The sequence below is a fragment of the uncultured Mesonia sp. genome, assembly GCA_947499595.1.
Taxonomy (GTDB): Bacteria; Bacteroidota; Bacteroidia; order Flavobacteriales; family Flavobacteriaceae; genus Mesonia; species Mesonia sediminis.
The window spans coordinates 227751-247333 of the sequence record CANMOY010000004.1; the positions used below are offsets into that span (position 1 = coordinate 227751).

General features: G+C 37.1%; 14 protein-coding genes. 10 read left to right on the forward strand and 4 right to left on the reverse strand.

The annotated features are described in order from the left end of the window. Positions 1-10: 10 nt before the first annotated feature. The 10 genes from ACH2AZ_RS06790 to ACH2AZ_RS06835 all read left to right on the forward strand — a co-directional run bounded on the left by ACH2AZ_RS06790 (position 11) and on the right by ACH2AZ_RS06835 (position 15691). Positions 11-907 carry a DUF4835 family protein gene (locus ACH2AZ_RS06790; protein ID WP_394907215.1) on the forward strand — a complete coding sequence of 299 codons (897 nt, stop codon included), beginning with the start codon at positions 11-13 and terminating at the stop codon, positions 905-907. 79 nt (positions 908-986) lie between these two features. After that, positions 987-2654, forward strand: a complete 1668-nt coding sequence (gene recN, locus ACH2AZ_RS06795; protein ID WP_394907216.1) for a DNA repair protein RecN — start codon at positions 987-989, stop codon at positions 2652-2654. Positions 2655-2716: 62 nt separating this feature from the next. After that, a complete protein-coding gene (locus ACH2AZ_RS06800; protein ID WP_394907217.1) occupies positions 2717-3541 on the forward strand; it encodes an enoyl-ACP reductase in 825 nt (274 codons plus the stop codon). Between the two features lie 160 nt (positions 3542-3701). Beyond that, positions 3702-8435, forward strand: a complete 4734-nt coding sequence (locus ACH2AZ_RS06805; protein ID WP_394907218.1) for a fibronectin type III domain-containing protein — start codon at positions 3702-3704, stop codon at positions 8433-8435. Positions 8436-8624: 189 nt separating this feature from the next. Then, positions 8625-10697: a fibronectin type III domain-containing protein gene (locus ACH2AZ_RS06810; RefSeq protein WP_394907219.1), complete on the forward strand. Its 2073-nt coding sequence runs from the start codon at positions 8625-8627 to the stop codon at positions 10695-10697. A 100-nt stretch (positions 10698-10797) separates the two neighbouring features. After that, positions 10798-11802, forward strand: coding sequence for a glycosyltransferase (locus ACH2AZ_RS06815; protein ID WP_394907220.1), 1005 nt, complete (start codon positions 10798-10800; stop codon positions 11800-11802). Further along, a complete protein-coding gene (locus ACH2AZ_RS06820; RefSeq protein ID WP_394907221.1) occupies positions 11799-12755 on the forward strand; it encodes a CdaR family protein in 957 nt (318 codons plus the stop codon). The genes ACH2AZ_RS06815 and ACH2AZ_RS06820 overlap by 4 nt, the downstream gene beginning before the upstream one ends. Continuing rightward, on the forward strand, positions 12752-13342 hold the full coding sequence (gene coaE, locus ACH2AZ_RS06825) for a dephospho-CoA kinase (RefSeq protein WP_394907222.1): 591 nt from the start codon (positions 12752-12754) through the stop codon (positions 13340-13342). The genes ACH2AZ_RS06820 and coaE overlap by 4 nt, the downstream gene beginning before the upstream one ends. Positions 13343-13411: 69 nt before the next feature. Further along, positions 13412-14974: a sensor histidine kinase gene (locus tag ACH2AZ_RS06830; RefSeq protein ID WP_394907223.1), complete on the forward strand. Its 1563-nt coding sequence runs from the start codon at positions 13412-13414 to the stop codon at positions 14972-14974. A 3-nt stretch (positions 14975-14977) separates the two neighbouring features. Next, positions 14978-15691: a response regulator transcription factor gene (locus tag ACH2AZ_RS06835; protein ID WP_394907224.1), complete on the forward strand. Its 714-nt coding sequence runs from the start codon at positions 14978-14980 to the stop codon at positions 15689-15691. A gap of 52 nt (positions 15692-15743) precedes the next feature. Here ACH2AZ_RS06835 and miaA read toward each other — a convergent pair whose 3' ends face one another. Genes miaA through ACH2AZ_RS06855 form a run of 4 tightly spaced genes read right to left on the reverse strand, consistent with a single transcriptional unit; the run spans position 15744 to position 19582 of the window. After that, complete coding sequence (miaA, locus tag ACH2AZ_RS06840) at positions 15744-16652, reverse strand: tRNA (adenosine(37)-N6)-dimethylallyltransferase MiaA (protein WP_394907225.1); 909 nt, start codon at positions 16650-16652, stop codon at positions 15744-15746. Beyond that, positions 16645-17499, reverse strand: a complete 855-nt coding sequence (locus tag ACH2AZ_RS06845; RefSeq protein WP_394907226.1) for an ion transporter — start codon at positions 17497-17499, stop codon at positions 16645-16647. The genes miaA and ACH2AZ_RS06845 overlap by 8 nt, the downstream gene beginning before the upstream one ends. 48 nt (positions 17500-17547) lie before the next feature. Next, positions 17548-18909, reverse strand: coding sequence for an exonuclease domain-containing protein (locus ACH2AZ_RS06850; protein ID WP_394907227.1), 1362 nt, complete (start codon positions 18907-18909; stop codon positions 17548-17550). 13 nt (positions 18910-18922) lie between these two features. Further along, entirely contained in the window at positions 18923-19582 is a 660-nt protein-coding gene (locus ACH2AZ_RS06855; protein WP_379045531.1) for a YggS family pyridoxal phosphate-dependent enzyme, read from the reverse strand. Between the last annotated feature and the right edge of the window lies 1 nt (position 19583).

The following is a 19583-nucleotide window of genomic DNA, read 5'->3' on the forward strand; positions in this document are numbered from 1 at the left end:
CTTTTATATTATGGCTTATTTAAAGCGTTTTATTTTATTTTTCATCATAGGGTTTAGTGCAAGCTTACAGGCTCAGGAATTAAATTGCAGTGTTACTTTAAACGCAGAGCAAACAGGTAAGACGCAATTAAGCATCTTTAAAACCTTGCAATCTTCGATAGAAGATTATATGAATAAAACGCAATTTACTAATCTAAATCTTAAGAAAGATAAACGTATTAATTGTGCTATATTTATTACGGTAAAAGAGTTTGAAGCCGATCAATTTAGGGCGACTATTCAAGTGCAATCTTCAAGACCAGTTTATGGCAGTACTTTTACTACTCCGGTGTTGAATTATAAAGATGATGATTTTAATTTTCAATATACAGAATTTGATCCGTTAAGGTTTGAGCCCAATAATTATTCGGGGAATTTAACGGCAAATCTCAATTTCTTTGCTTTTACCATAATTGGATTAGATGCCGATACATTTAAATTAAATGCCGGAGATGAATATCATCAACAAGCCAAGCAAGTTGTAAACATAGCTCAACAAGGAAGAACTACCGGTTGGTCTCCAGGAGATGGGGCTATGTCTAAGTACAGACTTAACGATGACTTGCTTTCTAATGCTTTTCAAGACTATCGTAAGGCGCTTTATGTTTATCATATAGAAGGCTTAGATAGTATGTATCAAGATGCAGAAAAAGGTAAAACAAAAGTGGCAGAAGCCATACAGCTCTTGCGTCAAGTGAGTGGAACAAGGCCCAACTCGGCACCCTTACGAATGTTTTTTGATGCTAAAGCCGATGAGATTACTTCTATTTATAGTGGCGGTCCAAGTATTCCGATGAATAATTTAATCGATAACCTCAAGAAAATTGCTCCTTTGTACAATAAAAAATGGGCGCAATTAAAATTGTAATTTCTGTTGCCTAAAATTGGTAGCATTAATTAAACTCTTTTATCTTTACATTGCGATAAAATCTTAAAGCCAATTCAATTTGCTAAGCAGTATTACCATTAAGAATTTTGCATTAATTGAAGATGTTCAATTAACATTAGACGAGCATTTTAATATTATAACAGGAGAGACGGGCGCAGGAAAATCTATTATTCTTGGTGCTTTAGCTTTGTTAATAGGTAAACGAGCCGATTTGTCTTCTATGCGCGATGCAACAAAGAAGTGCGTAATAGAAGGTATATTCAATATCCAAAACTATGACTTAAATTCTTTTTTTGAATCAGAAGAGCTTGACTATGAGCCGCAAACCATTATACGCAGAGAGATATTACCATCGGGTAAATCTAGAGCCTTTATCAATGACACTCCAGTGCGTTTGCAGCAATTAGCTGGTTTAGGAGAACAATTAATAGATATACATTCGCAGCACCAAACCTTGGCCATTGGCAACACCAATTATCAATATGCTATTTTAGATGCGATAGCCGATAATTATTCTACTCTAAACGATTATAAATCAGCTGTAGCTGAACTAAAAAATCGGCAAATAGAATATGCACAATTAAAAGAAAAACAAGCCGAAGCTCAAAAAACCTATGAGTATAATTTGTTTCTATTAGAAGAACTGCAGGAAGCAAAAATAACTCCCCAAATTCAAGTAGAGCTAGAAGAGCAGCAGCATGCCTTGAGCAATATAGAAATGTTGCAAGAAAATTTAGGCTTTGCTAGTCATCATTTCAGTCAAGAAGATACCGGAGTGCTAGTGTTTTTAAGGCAAATAAAACAAAAACTAGCTGCACTCAATGGTTTTGGATCTAAATACGCAGAATTGCACGAGCGTTTAACAAGTTGCTTGGTTGAGTTAGAAGATTTAGGTAGTGAAGTTGAAGATCAGCAAGAGCGTATTGAGCATAACCCAGAGGCGCTGGCTTTAGTGAACGATCAATTAGATAAAATTTATGCGCTGCAACGCAAACATCAAACCGATAGTTTAGATGAGCTATTGCAAATTCAGCGAGAACTAGAGGATAAAGTACAACTTACCACCAATGCACAAGAAGCTGTAGCAAAATTAAAACTTGCGATTGAGCAACAGCAAAAAAAATGTGCAGAAAAAGCCCAAAAACTCTACAAAAACCGACTTAAGGTAATACCTACATTTATTCAAGCAGTAAAAAATACCTTGGCCAACTTAGGTATGCCAGACACAAGGCTAGAGATTCAACTTAAACTTATCGATGATTTTAATACTTGGGGACAAGACCAAATGCAATGGATGTTTAGTGCCAACGCAGGTATGTCTTTAAATGAAATTAGTAAGGCAGCTTCTGGGGGTGAGCTTTCGCGGATTACCTTGGCGGTAAAAAGTATATTAGCAAAATACAAACAATTACCCACCCTGATCTTTGATGAAATAGATACTGGAATATCGGGAGATATTGCTAAAAAAATGGGAGAGGTCATGCGCCAGATGAGTCAAAAGCTGCAAATTGTGGCCATTACCCATCTACCTCAAGTGGCTGCCAAAGGGAGTAACCATTTAAAAGTGCAGAAAGAAACCCAAGCAGGAAAAACCCAAACTTTAATTAAGCATTTGAAGCATCAAGAGCGCATTGAAGAGCTGGCTGAAATGCTTGGCGGAAATCGGGAGTCTAAATCGGCTATGGCACATGCAGAAGCCTTACTCGTAGATTCTGCCCAACAATAAGAAAAACGAATAACTGATTTGACACAAGATTTAATATATTTACAGCAATAAAATAAACAAACATGGCTTATAACTTACTTAAAGGAAAAAGAGGAATTATTTTTGGCGCTTTAGATGAAAACTCTATAGCCTGGAAAACTGCAGAACGAGTTTTTGAGGAAGGCGGTAAATTTGTCTTAACCAACGCACCCATAGCAATGCGTATGGGAAAAATTAAAGATTTAGCAGCAAAAACAGGTGCCGAAATTATTCCTGCCGACGCCACCAAGGTTGAAGATTTAGAAAACCTAGTTGAAAAAGCCACCGAGATTTTAGGGGGCAAACTAGATTTTGTATTGCACTCTATAGGGATGTCTGTAAACGTAAGAAAAGGAAAACATTATACAGATATGAACTATGATTTCACCACCAAAGGCTGGGATGTATCTGCCGTTTCATTTCACAAAACAATGCAGGTGTTATATAAAAAAGAGGCTATGAATGAGTGGGGAAGTATTGTAGCCCTTACATATATGGCGGCACAGCGAGTATTTCCAGATTACAACGATATGGCAGACAACAAAGCCTATTTAGAATCTATCGCAAGAAGTTTTGGTTATTTCTTTGGGGTAAATGCTAAGGTACGCGTTAACACCATTTCGCAATCACCAACACCTACTACTGCGGGACAAGGGGTAAAAGGTTTTGACGGTTTTATCGCTTACGCGGATAAAATGTCGCCACTGGGTAATGCTACTGCAGATGAGTGTGCAGATTATACCTTAACCTTATTTTCAGATCTTACCCGAAAGGTTACACTACAGAATTTATTTCATGATGGAGGTTTTTCAAATATGGGTGTAAGCCAAGAAGTGATGGAAGCTTTTGAAAAGGGCTTAGAAAAATAAAAATTTAATTGTCTCAAATTAAGAACCGCCCATTGAGGCGGTTTTTTTATCCTATAATTTTTCACTTAATCGGTTCATCTAAGAATTAATGGAATTTCTTTGTTTCTTTAACTAAAATGTAAGTATATTTAGACTTGGTTTAATCAAAATTATAACTTTTATGAAAAAAATTACCTTTTTAGCTTTACTAACTATCTTGTTTAGTTGGCATGGCTATGCACAATTCGGATGTGGATCTGGTGTGGTCATTTCAGCTGGCTATACCGCATCTAACATCACAACTCCCGGTACGGGAGGCCCAGAAGCCTGGGTTACCGGCTCGACGCCCTCTAATAACTATTTAAATGATGATGTCTACCTATTTGAATATACCACAGGGGCCACGGCAGAGCAAATCACTATGACCATATTTACACGTAATGCTTGGAATGGTATAACCATTTATGATACTTGTACCGGCACAACTCTTTCGGGTGAATTGGATAGAGCTACAACTAGCTCAGGCAATGTTAGTAATACGGTAACAGCAGCAGTTGCTGCCAATTCTACCGTATATATTGCTGTAGGGCAATGGGGAACACCTAATGATTTAGATTTTGATGTTACAAGTTTTACTGTTCAATCTTGTGTAGCACCAACTGCTTTAGCAGTAAATAACATTACAACTACATCGGCAGATCTAACTTGGACAGCTGTAGGTAGCGAAACAGCTTGGAATATTGAGCTGGTTACCGCAGGTACAACACCTACTGGTACACCTACCGCAACAGGAGTAAGCAATCCGTATACGGCGACCAACTTAAATTCTGGTACCGATTATGAATTTTATGTCCAAGCGGTTTGTGGTTCAGATACAAGTACTTGGGAAGGTCCGTTTGCCTTTACCACACCTTGTGTGACTGCTAGTGTACCTTATTTAGAAGATTTTAACGGAACTTCCTTTGCTCCAAACTGTTGGTCAGAAGCAGATTCAGGAGACCCTACAACGGGTCCTAGTGGCTTGGGTTCAAGCTCTTGGCAATCGGACGAATACAGGAATGATTCAGCCGCTTCAACCGCAGCTCAGATTAATCTTTTCTCAGATACTAAAGAAGAGTGGTTAATCTCTCCATTAATTGATTTAGGGCCAACCGGCGGTTACTCTTTAACTTATGATGTTGCCGAAACTGACTATGCTAACTCAGGGCTAAATGAAGATGGAGGAATGGCTACTACCGATGATGAGGTTCAAGTTCTAATAACTACAGATAATGGAGCTACTTGGACAAATCTAAAGACGTACGATGCTAACAATACTGCACCTAACGCGGGAATAAAAGAGTATATCGATTTGGCGGCTTACACCGGTGTGGTTCAATTTGCTTTCTGGGCAAGTGAAGGTACGATCGATGATACAGCCGATTATGATTTTCATATAGATAATGTAGAAGTGGTTGTAACACCTAACTGTTTTGCACCTAATGCTTTAAGTGTTGCTAATATTACAGCTAATTCAGCAGAGCTTTCTTGGACTGCTGGTGGTAGTGAAACCGCTTGGAATATAGAAATTGTACCGGCAGGTACTGCGCCTACAGGAACGCCAACAGCTATAGGTGTTACCAACCCTTATACCGCTACCAACTTGACGCCAAATACAGGTTATGATGTATACGTGCAAGCAGATTGCGGCTCAGGAACTTTGAGTACTTGGGTAGGACCACAAAATTTCACCACTCAATGCGCAGCTTTAATGGCCCCTTATACAGAGTCATTTGCATCGACAAGTATACCAGCTTGTTGGAGCCAAAGCGCAATTGCAGGAGACGGATGGTATTTTGATTCTAGTTTTACTTGGAATACTACTGGATGTTCAGCCACTCCAACAGATCATTCAGGTGCTAGTGGTAGCTATGCTTCTATTGACTTCTCTTCAACAGATACTGAAGTGGTATTAGAAATGCCTGTGATAGATGTAAGTGGTTTGACGGTTCCAGCATTAAAATTTTATACTTTTTTATGTACTACAGATTATAGTCCCGTAAATGAATTATATGTAGAAGCATTTGACGGTACCAATTGGAATCAAATCGGTTTAATTAATACCGGCAGTGCTGCTTGGGAAGAGCAAATCATTGGATTAGGTTCTGCGGTAGTAGGTAACTTGGTTACTTTACGTTTCCGTGCAGAATCTGGAGGCTCAACGCTCGATTACTATGGCGATTTAGCCTTAGATGATGTGAGTGTTGAAGAAGCGCCAGCTTGTTTATATCCTTCAACTTTAGATGCTAGTAATATAACGAATAATACAGCAGATCTTTCTTGGGTCGCTGGAGGAACCGAAACAGCTTGGAATGTAGAAATAGTTACTACTGGTACAACACCAACAGGAACACCAACGGCAACTGCAGTTTCAAATCCGTATACGGCGACTAACCTTGCATCAAATACTACTTATGATTATTACGTGCAAGCCAATTGTGGTACAGACGGAAATAGTAGTTGGGTAGGCCCATTTACTTTCACTACAGCCTGTGATGCGTTTACACTTCCAGTAGTAGAGAATTTTGACGCGGCCTCTGTAGGTTCATCTTCTAACCCTACTAATGCAGACTGTTGGTCTTTTATTGCATCAGGAGCAGGTTATGGTTATGTGAGTACAGTAAGTGACAACTCTGCACCGCATTCATTCCGTATATTTAATTCTAGCGACACAACAGGAGATTATATTTTAGTAAGTCCAGAAATCACGGGCTTAGGTACAGGTAATAACCGTGTAGTATTTGGTATGGATTCTTCTTCAGGTCAGGATTTAATTGTAGGAACAATGTCTGATGCATCTGATGCAACCACTTTTACTCCAATACAAACAGTTACAGATCCTGATGGTAATTATAATGTTTATACTGTTTATATTCCTGCAGGAACCGATTCATATTTGGCCTTTAAACATGGGCAAAATGATAGTTCTGACAGTTACTATTTAGATGATATTACAATTGAAGTTAACCCTTCTTGTATAGCACCTGTTGATATTGTATTAAATTATGTTACCGATTCTGTGGCTGATTTAAGTTGGTCACAGCCAGCAGGAACGGCTAGTGGATATAATGTAGAAGTAGTAACGGCTGGTACTGCACCAACGGGTGTGCCAACCGGAACGAGTGTTTCTACTAACTACTCGGCAACCAACCTAATGGATGATACTGCCTATGATATCTATGTTCAGGCGGATTGTGGTACAGATGGTACCAGTGTTTGGATAGGTCCATTTAATTTTACAACTAACTGTACTGCTGTTACCGCTCCTTGGTTAGATGATGTTGAAGCATTTACCCCTACCACTAGTTTTAATGGTGACTTATGCTGGCAAACGACTAGCACGAGTTCTTGGGATTGGAACATTGACGGATTAAATAGTACTCCATCTTCAGACACAGGTCCTGCAGGGGCTTTTAGTGGAAGTAATTATTTCTATACCGAGGCAACAAGTGGTAGCCAGGGAGATGTAGCTGAGCTGATTACTCCTTTAGTAGACATTGGAAATAACATAGCCAGTTTAGAATTCTATTACTTTATGTATGGTGCCGATATGGGAGATCTTTATATTGATGTTTTTGATGGAACTGCTTGGGTAAATGGGGTAGACTCAATAATCGGCCAGCAACAAACTGCGGAAACCGACCCGTGGGCACTTAAAACTGTAGATTTATCTGCTTATTCAGGAGCTATCAAAGTTAGGTTTAGAGCTATTCGCGGTGTTGATTTTGAAAGTGATATCGCTATAGATGATATTGCTATAAATGTAACAGCACCTCCATGTACAGATCCTTCTGCCCTAATGGTAAGCAACTTGAGCGACACTACTGCTGATGTTTCTTGGACAGCAGGTGGTACAGAAACCGAATGGGAAATCGAGTACGGTGCAGCCGGATTCACTCAAGGTAGTGGAACCATTGTAAATGATAACGACGGTACTTTAGGTGAAACCTTAACAGGATTAACTGCAAGTACAGCTTATGACGTATATGTACGTGCTATTTGTGGCGTAGGAAATGAGAGCGCTTGGGTAGGACCAGTTAACTTTACTACATTAGCACCTCCCTGTGTAGATCCTTCTGCGTTAATGGTAAGCAACTTGAGCGACACCACTGCCGATGTTTCTTGGATAGCAGGTGGTACAGAAACCGAATGGGAGATCGAGTACGGTGCAGCCGGATTCACTCAAGGTAATGGGACAACTGTAAATGACAACGATGGTACTTTAGGTGAAACCTTAACAGGGTTAACCGCCAGTACGTCTTATGATGTATATGTACGTGCTATTTGTAGCGTAGGAAATGAGAGCGCTTGGGTAGGACCAGTAAACTTTACTACTTTAGCTCCTCCCTGTTCAGATCCTTCAAACATAAGCGTAGCTAATATTACTAATACTACAGCTGATGTAACTTGGACAGAAAATGGTAGTGCGACTACTTGGGAGATTGAGTACGGTACTAGCGGTTTCACTCCAGGTACAGGTACAATTGTCTTAGATAATGATGGCACTTTAGGTGAAACAATAACAGGATTAACAAAAGACACGAATTATGATGTTTATGTTACCGCGTTATGCGCTGGAAATACAAGTAGCCAAGTAGGGCCAGTAAGCTTCAAAACAGATAATTTGGGTGTTTATGATAATGTTTTCCAGACATTTGAGTATTATCCAAACCCAACTCAATCTGTGTTGAACTTAAAAGCAGCCAATTCTATTCAAAATGCTACAATCTTTAATTTGATTGGTCAGCGTGTAATTGAGGTGAATCCGAATCAACTGAGTACAGAAATTAACTTAGGTGATTTACCAACAGGTGCCTACTTAATGCAAGTGAAAATCAACGAAAGTCTAAAAACTTTTAGAATAATTAAAGAGTAAGAACCTGATTTTTATCATATAAACCCCTTAAGGTGAAAACCTTAAGGGGTTTTTTTGTATATTTAACGAACAAAGCAACTTTTAAACTGAAAATTTGGTAAATATCTACTAGATCTAAAATTATAAGTAGCTTTGTTATTAATTCTATTTTATTTTTATAGAATTATATTTTGAAGAAACACCACTAATATGAAGAACATCTATTTAACCTTCTTGTTTTTCGGGTTGCTCACACCCTTATTCAGTCAGATTAATGTGAGCCAAAATTTTGATTCAAGCTCTAATTATACCAACGGTTGGTATGATGATGGATCCTTCATTATATCCAGTACAGGGGCTTGTTCAGGAAATAGCGTTAGAGATAATTTATGGTACGACACGCCATCTTCAACCGGTAGTGTCCAGGGTAAATTATACTCTCCCGTGGTAATAGGTATTTCTAGCGGTACGCCTATGCAAGTTAGTTTTGATTACAAAATTGTAAATTACAGAGCTAATGGCGCGCCTAATACGGCTACACCTCCCGGTTGGGGAAATTTAAAAGTTGAATTCACTATCGATCAAGGACAAACTTGGAATCCTGTTATTACTATCGACGATACCAATCACGTGACCAGCGTTTCTTGCACAACAATTAACCAAACCATACCTGCGAACGAATTACCACACGGAGCAGATTTTCAACTGCGGTTCACTTCCAATTGGTTGTCAGGAGACTTTTTCGTTTATTTAGATAATATTTCGGCTGTTCAAAATTACAACAGTCTTCCAGCTTGTGATGTGAATTTGATATCGCCTGCCAATGGTTCTGTTAATGCATCAAATAACGGTATTTTAGTATGGGATAATGCCACAGGTTCGCATTCTAATGAATTAAGCGTAGGTACCGCACCTGGCGCAAGTGATGTGCTAGCCCCAACACTTATACCAAATGGAGTAAACACCTATAATTTGGGCACCCTAGCTCAGAGTACTACCTACTATGTTCGAATCAATCCAATTAATGAAATTGGCACGCAAACCTGTAATGAATTTCAGTTTACTACTGATGGTCCACCATTAAACGACCCCTGTTCGGGAGCTTTTGTGGTAAATAGTTTTCCTTACAATATAACTCAAGATGCTTCACAAGCAACAAATAATAACGGTTTTATTTCGGCTTGTGCACCGGGTATGAATGATGGGGTGTGGTATACCTTTGTAGGTGATGGAAATCAAATAACAATCGATGTTGAGGAATCAGGAAATTGGTCAGGTGCAGTTGGGTTGTATACTGGTAATTGTAACAATTTGAACTGTATCGACTTTTCGGATGTGGGTAGTACAGAACAAATCGTATTTAATAGTGTAGCCGGCACAACTTATTATATCAATATAGGAGGTAATTCAGGAACCAATGAAATACCAGAAGGCGTTTTTGACCTGAATATTACCTCAGAGCCCTCTTGTCCTGCACCTTCTAATCTCAGCATTTCGGCTATTACCGACAACGCGAGCCAAATTAATTGGGTTGAAAATGGAACGGCTACCAGTTGGGAAATTCAATACGGTCCCGCTGGTTTCACATTAGGCAGTGGATCACTTTTTATAGACAATGATGCTACCCCTAACGAAATGATAACAGGTTTAACAGCTAATACTAGTTATGATGTATATGTGCGTGCGCTTTGCGGAACAAACGATGAAAGTGTATGGATTGGTCCGGTAAACTTTCAAACCACCAATAGTTCATGTTCTGCTCCCTCAAATATTACCATAACAAATGTAACTAAAAATTCTGCCGCTATAGATTGGCAAGAAAACGGTTCAGCCACGGCCTGGCAAGTGGTTTATGGTGTTCAAGGCTTTGATCCCACCCAAGAAGGAATTTCAATCTTCGATAACGACGGTACAAGAGGCTTAAGTATTCAAGGTTTGCAACCCAATACAACTTATGATGTATATGTCTTTGCTGTTTGCAGCAATGATTTAAGTGATCTATTTGGCCCTACTAGTTTTACTACACAAGTTTTAAGTACGAAAGAAGAAACATCAGCCAATTTAGAAATATATCCTAACCCTGTGAAAGATATAGTTTTTATGAAATCTACTTTTACAATAGATATGGTGAAATTATATAATTTAAGAGGTCAACTTATTTTGGAAAGACCTATTAAAGCATTACAAGCACAGATAAATTTAGGCCATTTAAATTCGGGAGTATATATGCTTCAATTTGAGATAAACGGAAGCACCCAAATTAAAAAATTGGTTGTACAATAGGGTTTCATATAAGATAACTCAAAATAATACTTAACCAAAAGCGCTAAAAACCCTACCTTTAAATTTTTATTGGTAGGGTTTTTAATTGAAATTAATTTTTATGGAAATAAAGTATTCATTTATTATACCGGTGTATAACCGTCCCCAAGAAATTGAAGAACTTTTGCAGTCGTTCCTTGTAATGAAAAAATCAGTTTGTTATGAGATTATTATTGTTGAGGATGGCTCCTCCCTAAGCAGTGAAGATGTGGTTTCAAAATATAAAAACCAACTTACTATACAGTACTTTAAAAAAGAAAATTCGGGCCCAGGAGATAGCAGGAATTTTGGTATGCAACGCGCTAGATCGTCTTATTTCATTATCTTAGACAGTGATGTAATACTGCCTACTCATTATTTATGGGCGGTTGATAAATATTTGTCCTCTCATCCATTTGATTGTTTTGGGGGGCCAGATGCCGCACTAGCCACTTTTACTCCATTGCAAAAGGCCATAAACTATACTATGACTTCTATGTTAACTACTGGCGGAATTCGGGGTAAAAATAAATCCGTAAAAGCGTATGAGCCGCGCAGCTTTAATATGGGCTTATCTAAAATTGCTTTTGAAAACACAGGAGGCTTTGGTCGCATACATCCAGGAGAAGACCCAGATTTGGTACAGCGTTTAAAAAAACAAGGTTTTAGCATTGGTTTTATTGAAGAAGCTTTTGTTTACCATAAAAGGCGAATAAGCTGGTCTAAATTTTACACTCAAGTGAATAAATTTGGAAAAGTACGCCCTATTCTTAACCAATGGCACCCCAAATCAAAAAATATAGTTTTTTGGTTTCCTAGTTTATTTATAGCGGTATCGCTTTTAAGTTTAATTTTGACGCTAACAGGTCTGTACATCCCAATAGTGTTGATGGGATTTTATTTACTGATTTTATTTCTTCACGCCAGTTTTCTTGAAAAAAGTGTGCGTGTAGGGTTTTATGTTTTATGTGCAGTATTTATACAGTTTTACGGATACGGTTTAGGTTTTTTAAAGTCAAGTATTTTTTTAAAGTTCAAGAGTAAAACTCCAGAGCAACTTTTTCCTAATTTATTTTTCAACTCATGAAATGGTTTAGTTTTTCCAATAAAAGAAATAGTATATTAAATAAAAGCAACTTTAAAGCTTTTGCCATATTTGCTACCTTTTCGCTTTGTACTTGGCTACTTATCCAATTTTCTAAAACCTATACGCAAGAGTTTAACTTGAAAGTGATTTTTGAAAATTTACCAAAAGATAAATTGGTTGAAGAGCGAGAAAAAACGGTCGAAATTCGGGTGCAAACAACGGGTTTTAGGTTGTTTTGGATTGGTTTTAAGAATCTTAGTCTGCGCCAAGATGCCTCAAATTTACCCGAGGAAAAAAACTACTTGCTATACAATACCCGATACTTTAAAAAAGACATAGCTAAAGAACTTGGGCTAGATATTGATAATGTTGAATTTCTTACCCCTAGCATAAAACTACCTTTTTCGCTTAAAACCATTCGGGAATTACCAATTAACCCACGAATTAAAATAGAGTATGCCAGAGGTTACGGAGCTTACAACCCTTTGGTTGTTTTTCCTGAAAAAGTAAAAGTAAGTGGGCCAGACCACCTTTTGATAGATATTGACCATATAAATACCCAAGAACTTAGCCTAGAAAATTTAGATAAAACTACGCAAGGAAAAGTGCAATTGGAAAAGCCACATGAAGAAATAATATTATATCAAGAGACTACAACTTATAAAGCTTTCGCCGAAAAATTTACAGAGGGTAGAGTAGAGGTCCCTATACAAATCATTAATAAACCCCAGAAAGGGGAGCTAAGTATTTTTCCTAAAAAAATAGAAGTAATTTATCAGGTAAGTTTGCGAAATTTTGATCAAGTTAACACCCAAGATTTTCAGGTAATTTGTGATTATGCAAAAATTGGGGAAAACGATAATTTTATGATTGCCAAATTAAAGCAAAAACCAGAGCAAGTTACCCATGTACGCTTGAGTTTAAATAAAGTAAATTTTGTGATAAAAAAATGATTGTAGTAGGATTAACAGGTGGAATTGGCAGCGGTAAAACCACTGTGGCAAGATTTTTCCAAGAATTAGGAGTGCCACTTTATATTGCCGATTTAAAAGCAAAAGAGCTGCTACATCAAGATAAAAATTTGCAAAAAGCAATCATAGCCTTGCTAGGAGAAAAAGCATTTATTAATGGCCAATATAATACGAACTATGTGAGTAGTCTGGTTTTTTCAGATCATATGCTACTTAAAAAATTAAATGCCATTATTCATCCCGCCGTTCATGCCGATTTTAAGGAATGGAAATCAAATCAAAAAGCCCATTATGTCATTTATGAGGCTGCTATTTTGTTTGAACAGAACAGGCAGCACCACGTAGATTACACAATTTTGGTTACGGCGCCACTCGAAGAGCGTGTAAATCGCGTAATGCAGAGAGACCAAACCAATCGTCAAGCAGTATTAGATAGAATCAATAAACAATGGAGTGATGACCGCAAAAAATTGTTAGCCGATTTAGTCATAGAAAATACGGTCTTATCAGCTACAAAAGCTCAGGTTCAAGAAATTCATGAATACTTGCTAAACCTAGGAAGTAAGTAGGTTTTTGCTAGTGTTAACATTTGGTTAAACCCTTAAAAAGGTAAATGTTAAAACCTTACTTTTGGAGACATGAAAAAGAAAGTTTTTGTCTTTTTGGTGTTGCTCATGAGCCTTTCGCTTATAGGAATCATCTTTGTTCAGGGGTATTGGATTAAAAATACGGTTGAAACAAATGAGGAGCAGTTTTCTTTTAATGCGCGACAAGTCTTGTTTCGTGTAGCCGATAGAATTGAACGTGAAGAAATAGATAAATATTACATTCAATACACACGGGTAGCCGACTCGACAAAACCTACCACCGCGAGGCTGAGCGAACTTTTTCAGATTAAACAAGACGAGCTTACCAACGAAACTTTTTTCTATACCAACAGCATCTTGCAAGAAGATTACAAATTATCTTCTTCTTTTTTAAGCGAAGAAAAAGATTCTATCGCTTTTAGAAAATTAGTAAATAGAAAAATTACGCGCCTAATACATGATGATAAACTTCGAGACAATCAGAATCTGAGTGCAGAGGAACGTTTTGAGAAAATATCAAGACTAGAAGATAATGAGAAATATTTATTGGTAGAGGCAATTAAAGAAAAAGCAGCCAACTTGCCTATCCACAAACGCGTAGATACCGAAAGGGTGAAAACATTAATTCAAAATGAGTTAGCGGCGCGCCGAATTCAATCTGGCTTTGAATTCGCTATTTATAGCAAAGACCTAGCAACAAAAGTTCGAACCGCCAACTTCGATCTTGATTCTCCTGCCACTTACGGTACACCATTGTTTAAAATGAATAATAATAGTTATCGGTTATACATCAATTTTACCGAAAAGAAAAAGGAAGTGCTTTCGTCTATTGCAGTAATGACTTTCTTGAGTATAGTGTTTACCTTGATTATTATAATCGCATATTACAGTGCAATTTCACAGCTGGTGAAGCAAAGGCAAATTTCACAAATCAAGACCGATTTTATTAATAATATGACGCACGAGTTTAAGACACCAATTGCTACTATAAATTTGGCATTAGACTCTGTAAGAAATCCTAAGATTGCTCAAGATCAAGATCGGGTAAACCGTTATTTAGGAATGATTCGTGAGGAGAATAAGCGTATGCATGCTCAAGTAGAGAATGTATTACGTATTTCTAAGTTGGAGAAAAATGAGCTCAACATAAAAAAAGAACGCCTTAAGCTTCATGATATTATTGAAGAAGCGATTACCCACGTTGAGTTGATAATTGAAGATCGCGGTGGATATATACAAACACATTTTGGCGCATTAAAATCAACGATATTAGCCAATGAGACACATTTTACCAATGTTGTAGTAAATATGCTAGATAATGCTATTAAGTATTCTACCGAACAACCAAGAATCGATGTGTACACCGAAAATGTAAAAAATTATATTGTTTTAAAAATAAGAGATCAAGGGCAAGGAATGAATCGTATTGTGCAAAAAAAGGTCTTTGAGAAATTTTTTAGAGCGCATACAGGCGATATTCATAACGTCAAAGGACACGGGCTTGGTCTTGCCTATGTCAAGAAAATAGTAGAAGACCATCACGGTACTGTCACTTTAACCAGTGAAAAGGGGAAGGGAAGTACTTTTATTATTAAATTACCTTTAATATCATAAAATATGGAAACTGAAAACAAAAAGATTTTATTAGTTGAAGATGACCCGAACTTCGGGATTGTTTTAAAAGATTATTTAGCGATGAATGACTATGAAGTTACACACGCTAAAAACGGAATGGAAGGCTTTGAAAAATTTAAGAAAGACGATTTTAATTTATGCATTCTAGATGTGATGATGCCTTACAAAGATGGTTTTACTTTAGCCAAAGAAATAAGAGAGAAAAATGAAGATATACCCATTATCTTTTTAACGGCAAAAGCTATGAAAGAGGATGTTTTAAAAGGGTATAAGGTTGGTGCCGACGATTATTTAAATAAACCTTTTGACAGCGAAGTGCTACTGATGAAAATTCAGGCTATTATGCAACGTAAAGCTACTGACAGTGTAGCCGATAGCAAACAATTTGAATTTCAAATTGGTGATTTTCATTTAAATTCTAAATTACGTTTCTTAACTTTTAGAGAAGAAGAGCCACAAAAGCTTTCACCTAAAGAAAATGAACTACTTAGGTTATTAGCTTTACATGAAAATGATTTAATGCCTAGAGAATTAGCGCTTACTAAAATTTGGAGAGACGACAATTACTTTACTTCTAGAAGTATGGATGTTTATATTGCAAAATTGCGTAAGTACCTTAAAAAAGATGAAAACGTTGAAATTTTAAATATTCACGGTGAAGGATTTAGACTTGTGATTAGAAATCAAGAAGAATAACACCTTAAAATAAATATTTCTAGTTTCCAAAAATTACTTGCCAAATGGGCAACTATTTGGCAAGTGTTTTTTGCTCGATATAATGAATAATGGTTTTGGTATCTTGTGTATAATCAAACCACTTGATTTCGGGGTCTTTTTTAAACCAAGTCATTTGCCTTTTGGCAAATCTTCGTGTGTGTTTTTTAATTTCGGCTATCGCAAAATCGAGAGACCATTTTCCGTCAAAATAGGCAAACAACTCCTTGTAACCTACCGTATTTAAGGCGTTTAATTCACGGTGCGAATATAAGCTCCTTGCCTCTTCCAACAACCCCATTTCTAGCATTAAATCTACGCGTTTTTCGATACGCTCGTAAAGAATAGCTCGATCGGCTTCTAAACCTATTTTTATATTTTTAAAATTTCTTTCCTTCTTGTTTTGGGTTCTGTAAAATGAAAAATTTTGTGGCGCGCCTAAACAAATCTCCAAGGCTCGAATAACACGCTGCTTGTTTTGTAAGTCGGCTTTTGCGGCATACTCCGGATCCAATTCTCTTAGTTCTTCAGCTAGTAATTCTAAACCCTCCTCGGCATAACGCTGATTTAAATTTTCACGGATATACGGATCAATATCCGGAAATTGATCTAAGCCATCGGTGATGGCTTTTATATATAAGCCGCTACCACCTACCATTACTAATGGGTTTTTGTCTTGAAACAATTTATCTATTAGCGGAATGACCTCCTTCTCAAAATCACCAACAGAGAACTCCTGGTGTATGCTTTTATTCTGAATGTAATGGTGTTTTGCAGCCTTTAATTCGCTCAGACTCGGCACGGCTGTTCCAATATTCATTTCTTTATAAAATTGTCTAGAATCGGCCGAGATGATTTCGGTATTAAAGTGCTGGGCTACTTTTATTGCCAAAGCGGTTTTGCCTATAGCCGTTGGCCCTAAAATATGAATTAGATTATTCATTTTTTTTTCTTATTTCATTCCGTAAAGAATAGCCGCAACGATGGCAATATTTTGCCCGGTCTAAATGCGTTTTTTCGTTACAATTATAACAAGATAAAGAATTAAACGATTGGTCATTTCTGCTTCTAGCACTGTATTCTGCGCTTACTATACCCGTTGGTACCGCAATAATACCATAACCCAATATCATAATTAGAGATGCCAAAAATCTACCCATCGAAGTTATAGGGTGAATATCTCCAAATCCTACTGTAGTTAAGGTTACAATTGTCCAATAAACACCAACGGGAATACTCGTAAATCCGGCTTTTTCGCCCTCTATCATGTACATCAAAGTACCGGCGATGATTGAAAGGACTACCACGGCAAATAAAAATACAAAAATTTTGGCTCGGCTATTGCGCAAGGCGCCTAATAGTCGATTACCTTCGCCCATATAGCGCGAAATTTTAAGTACCCGAAAAACGCGCAAAAGCCTTAAGGCTCTAAAGGTAATGAGTGCCGAGCTTCCGGTTATAAAGAACGATAGGTATAAGGGTATGGTCGATAGAAAATCAATGATACCATAAAAGCTGAAGATATAGCGTGAAGGTCGGCGAATACTTATGATTCTCAAAATATACTCAATGGTAAATAAAATAGTAATTACCCATTCGGCATAAATTAAATATTCATAAACCCATGGCTCAAGACCAGATACACTTTCGAGCATCACAAAAATTACGCTCAAAAAAATAAAAACCAATAGAACAACATCAAAAGCTTTACCTGCAGGGGTTTCTGCTTCGTAAATAATGTCGTGCAATTTTTCACGCCAAGTGATATCGGTATGCTTATTTTTTTCCAAAATACTAGTAGCCGGTTAAGCAGTCTAAATTATTAATAAAATAAGGGATTAAAAACTTTTTACCGATAGATTTTTTTTGCGGCGTAAATAACTTTGAATAATATGCCGAGTATCCCGGTTTTCTTGTGCATAGGTGAGGCGTTTTTTCAATAGTTTAATGTCTTCAAACTGATGATTGAGGGTAACAAATGCATAACCTAGATAAGTACCGTCTTCAATCAATAAAATACTTTTTTCATCGGGTTTTCTACCCCGATCTACAATAATCATATTTTGATTTTTGTAATTGTACTTTTCTTCCAGTTCCGCTATACGGGAGTTGTAACTATCAGGTGTTTCTTCGCCAATACATGCCCCGTTGCATTTTTTTATAGTATAGTTAAAACAGTTACCCGAAGTTTTATGCAAACCAGTAAACTTAGCACATAGACTATAATCTTCTGTCACTCGTTCTAAAAACGACTTGGCTTGTCGCAAACTGGTAAAGGTAGTAAGGGGCTGATCAACTAAATTCGACTCGGCGATTCGCATAGTTTTGTAACCCATTTCGTTTTCACGGATTTCAATAGCGTAATTGAATATATCTTTTTTTAAAGCTCGATTGTATTTAGGTTTTAGTTTTTTTATCGCTTCATTTTCTTTAATCAAAGCGAGTAACTCTGTGCCAGTGGTCTCAATACTAATGCGTTGCACTTCAATCTGCATTTTCTTAGCCTTGTGACTCGTATTGGTAAAATGCTGGTTTATACGTTTTCTTATGTTTTTGCTTTTACCCACATAAATAATATCTCCAGCCGTGTTATGCATATAATAAACGCCAACAGTAGCAGGCATTTCTTCGATTAATCGTATTAATTTTTTATCTAAACTATTCTTGGGTAAACTGCGTACCGCTTTTTTTACGATTTCTTTATTAGCATCTTTTTGTAAAAGCAGTTCAAACAATTTAACAGTTGCCAAAGCATCTCCGCTTGCCCTATGCCTATTGGTTATAGGGATTCCTAGACTTTTTACTAGCTTTCCTAAGCTATAGGAGGGTAAATCGGGTATAAGTTTTTTTGACAATTCAAGACTACATAGGGTGTTGCGTTCATAACTATAGCCTAAACGCTTGTATTCTAGCCTTAAAATGCGGTAGTCAAATTTTGCATTGTGAGCTACCAATACGCAATCTTCGGTAATTTCAATTATTCTTTTGGCTACTTCATAAAATTTAGGTGCCTGGCGTAGCATTTCATTGTTGATACCGGTAAGTCCTACTACAAAAGCTTGAATGGGACGTTCAGGATTTACTAAACTGATGAATTGATCAACGATTTGTTCTCCGTCATGCTTATAAATAGCAATCTCAGTAACGCCTTCTTCGTTGTATTTACCTCCGGTGGTTTCTATGTCTACAATGGCATACATGCTGTAAGGCGTTTTAATAGTTACGTGCACCGAATATGGCGCTTCCTATTCGCAGCATATTACTTTGATGTTCGAGTGCTATTTTATAATCTCCGCTCATTCCCATAGAAAGTATTTCTAATTCAGGATGTTGTAATTTTAATTGATTAAAGGCTTGAGATAAATATTCGAATTCTTTATGAATTTGCTGGGTATCTTCCGTAAAGGTTGCCATACCCATTAAACCTACAATTTTTACATTTTTCATTTGGGTATATACATCACCCGATAGAATTTCTTTCGCCGTAGCCAGATCCATTCCGTATTTGGTATCTTCCTCGGCAATTTTTATTTGAAGTAAACAATCGATAACACGTTCGTTTTTTTTGGCCTCTTTGTTGATTTCTTTCAGCAATTTCATTTTATGTACCCCGTGAATCAATTGCACATAAGGCGCCATGTATTTGACCTTGTTGGTTTGCACGTGACCAATCATATGCCATTGAATATCTGAAGGCAGATTGGCTTGCTTATCGGTCATTTCTTGAATTTTATTTTCGCCAAAAACACGTTGCCCAGCCTCGTAGGCCTGTAAAATTTCTTGCTCGCTTTTGGTTTTAGAAACAGCTACAAGTTGCACGTGCTTAGGTAACTCACTTAAAACTTGATTTAAATTTGTTGAAATGTTACTCATA

Coding starts and splice junctions, on each gene's coding strand:
- ACH2AZ_RS06810 (WP_394907219.1), top strand. CDS start 8,625: ATGAAGAACATCTATTTAACCTTCTTGTTTTTCGGGTTGCTCACACCC.
- ACH2AZ_RS06850 (WP_394907227.1), bottom strand. CDS start 18,909: ATGTATGCCATTGTAGACATAGAAACCACCGGAGGTAAATACAACGAA.
- ACH2AZ_RS06815 (WP_394907220.1), top strand. CDS start 10,798: ATGGAAATAAAGTATTCATTTATTATACCGGTGTATAACCGTCCCCAA.
- ACH2AZ_RS06800 (WP_394907217.1), top strand. CDS start 2,717: ATGGCTTATAACTTACTTAAAGGAAAAAGAGGAATTATTTTTGGCGCT.
- ACH2AZ_RS06805 (WP_394907218.1), top strand. CDS start 3,702: ATGAAAAAAATTACCTTTTTAGCTTTACTAACTATCTTGTTTAGTTGG.
- ACH2AZ_RS06790 (WP_394907215.1), top strand. CDS start 11: ATGGCTTATTTAAAGCGTTTTATTTTATTTTTCATCATAGGGTTTAGT.
- miaA (WP_394907225.1), bottom strand. CDS start 16,652: ATGAATAATCTAATTCATATTTTAGGGCCAACGGCTATAGGCAAAACC.
- ACH2AZ_RS06820 (WP_394907221.1), top strand. CDS start 11,799: ATGAAATGGTTTAGTTTTTCCAATAAAAGAAATAGTATATTAAATAAA.
- ACH2AZ_RS06830 (WP_394907223.1), top strand. CDS start 13,412: ATGAAAAAGAAAGTTTTTGTCTTTTTGGTGTTGCTCATGAGCCTTTCG.
- ACH2AZ_RS06835 (WP_394907224.1), top strand. CDS start 14,978: ATGGAAACTGAAAACAAAAAGATTTTATTAGTTGAAGATGACCCGAAC.
- ACH2AZ_RS06855 (WP_379045531.1), bottom strand. CDS start 19,582: ATGAGTAACATTTCAACAAATTTAAATCAAGTTTTAAGTGAGTTACCT.
- coaE (WP_394907222.1), top strand. CDS start 12,752: ATGATTGTAGTAGGATTAACAGGTGGAATTGGCAGCGGTAAAACCACT.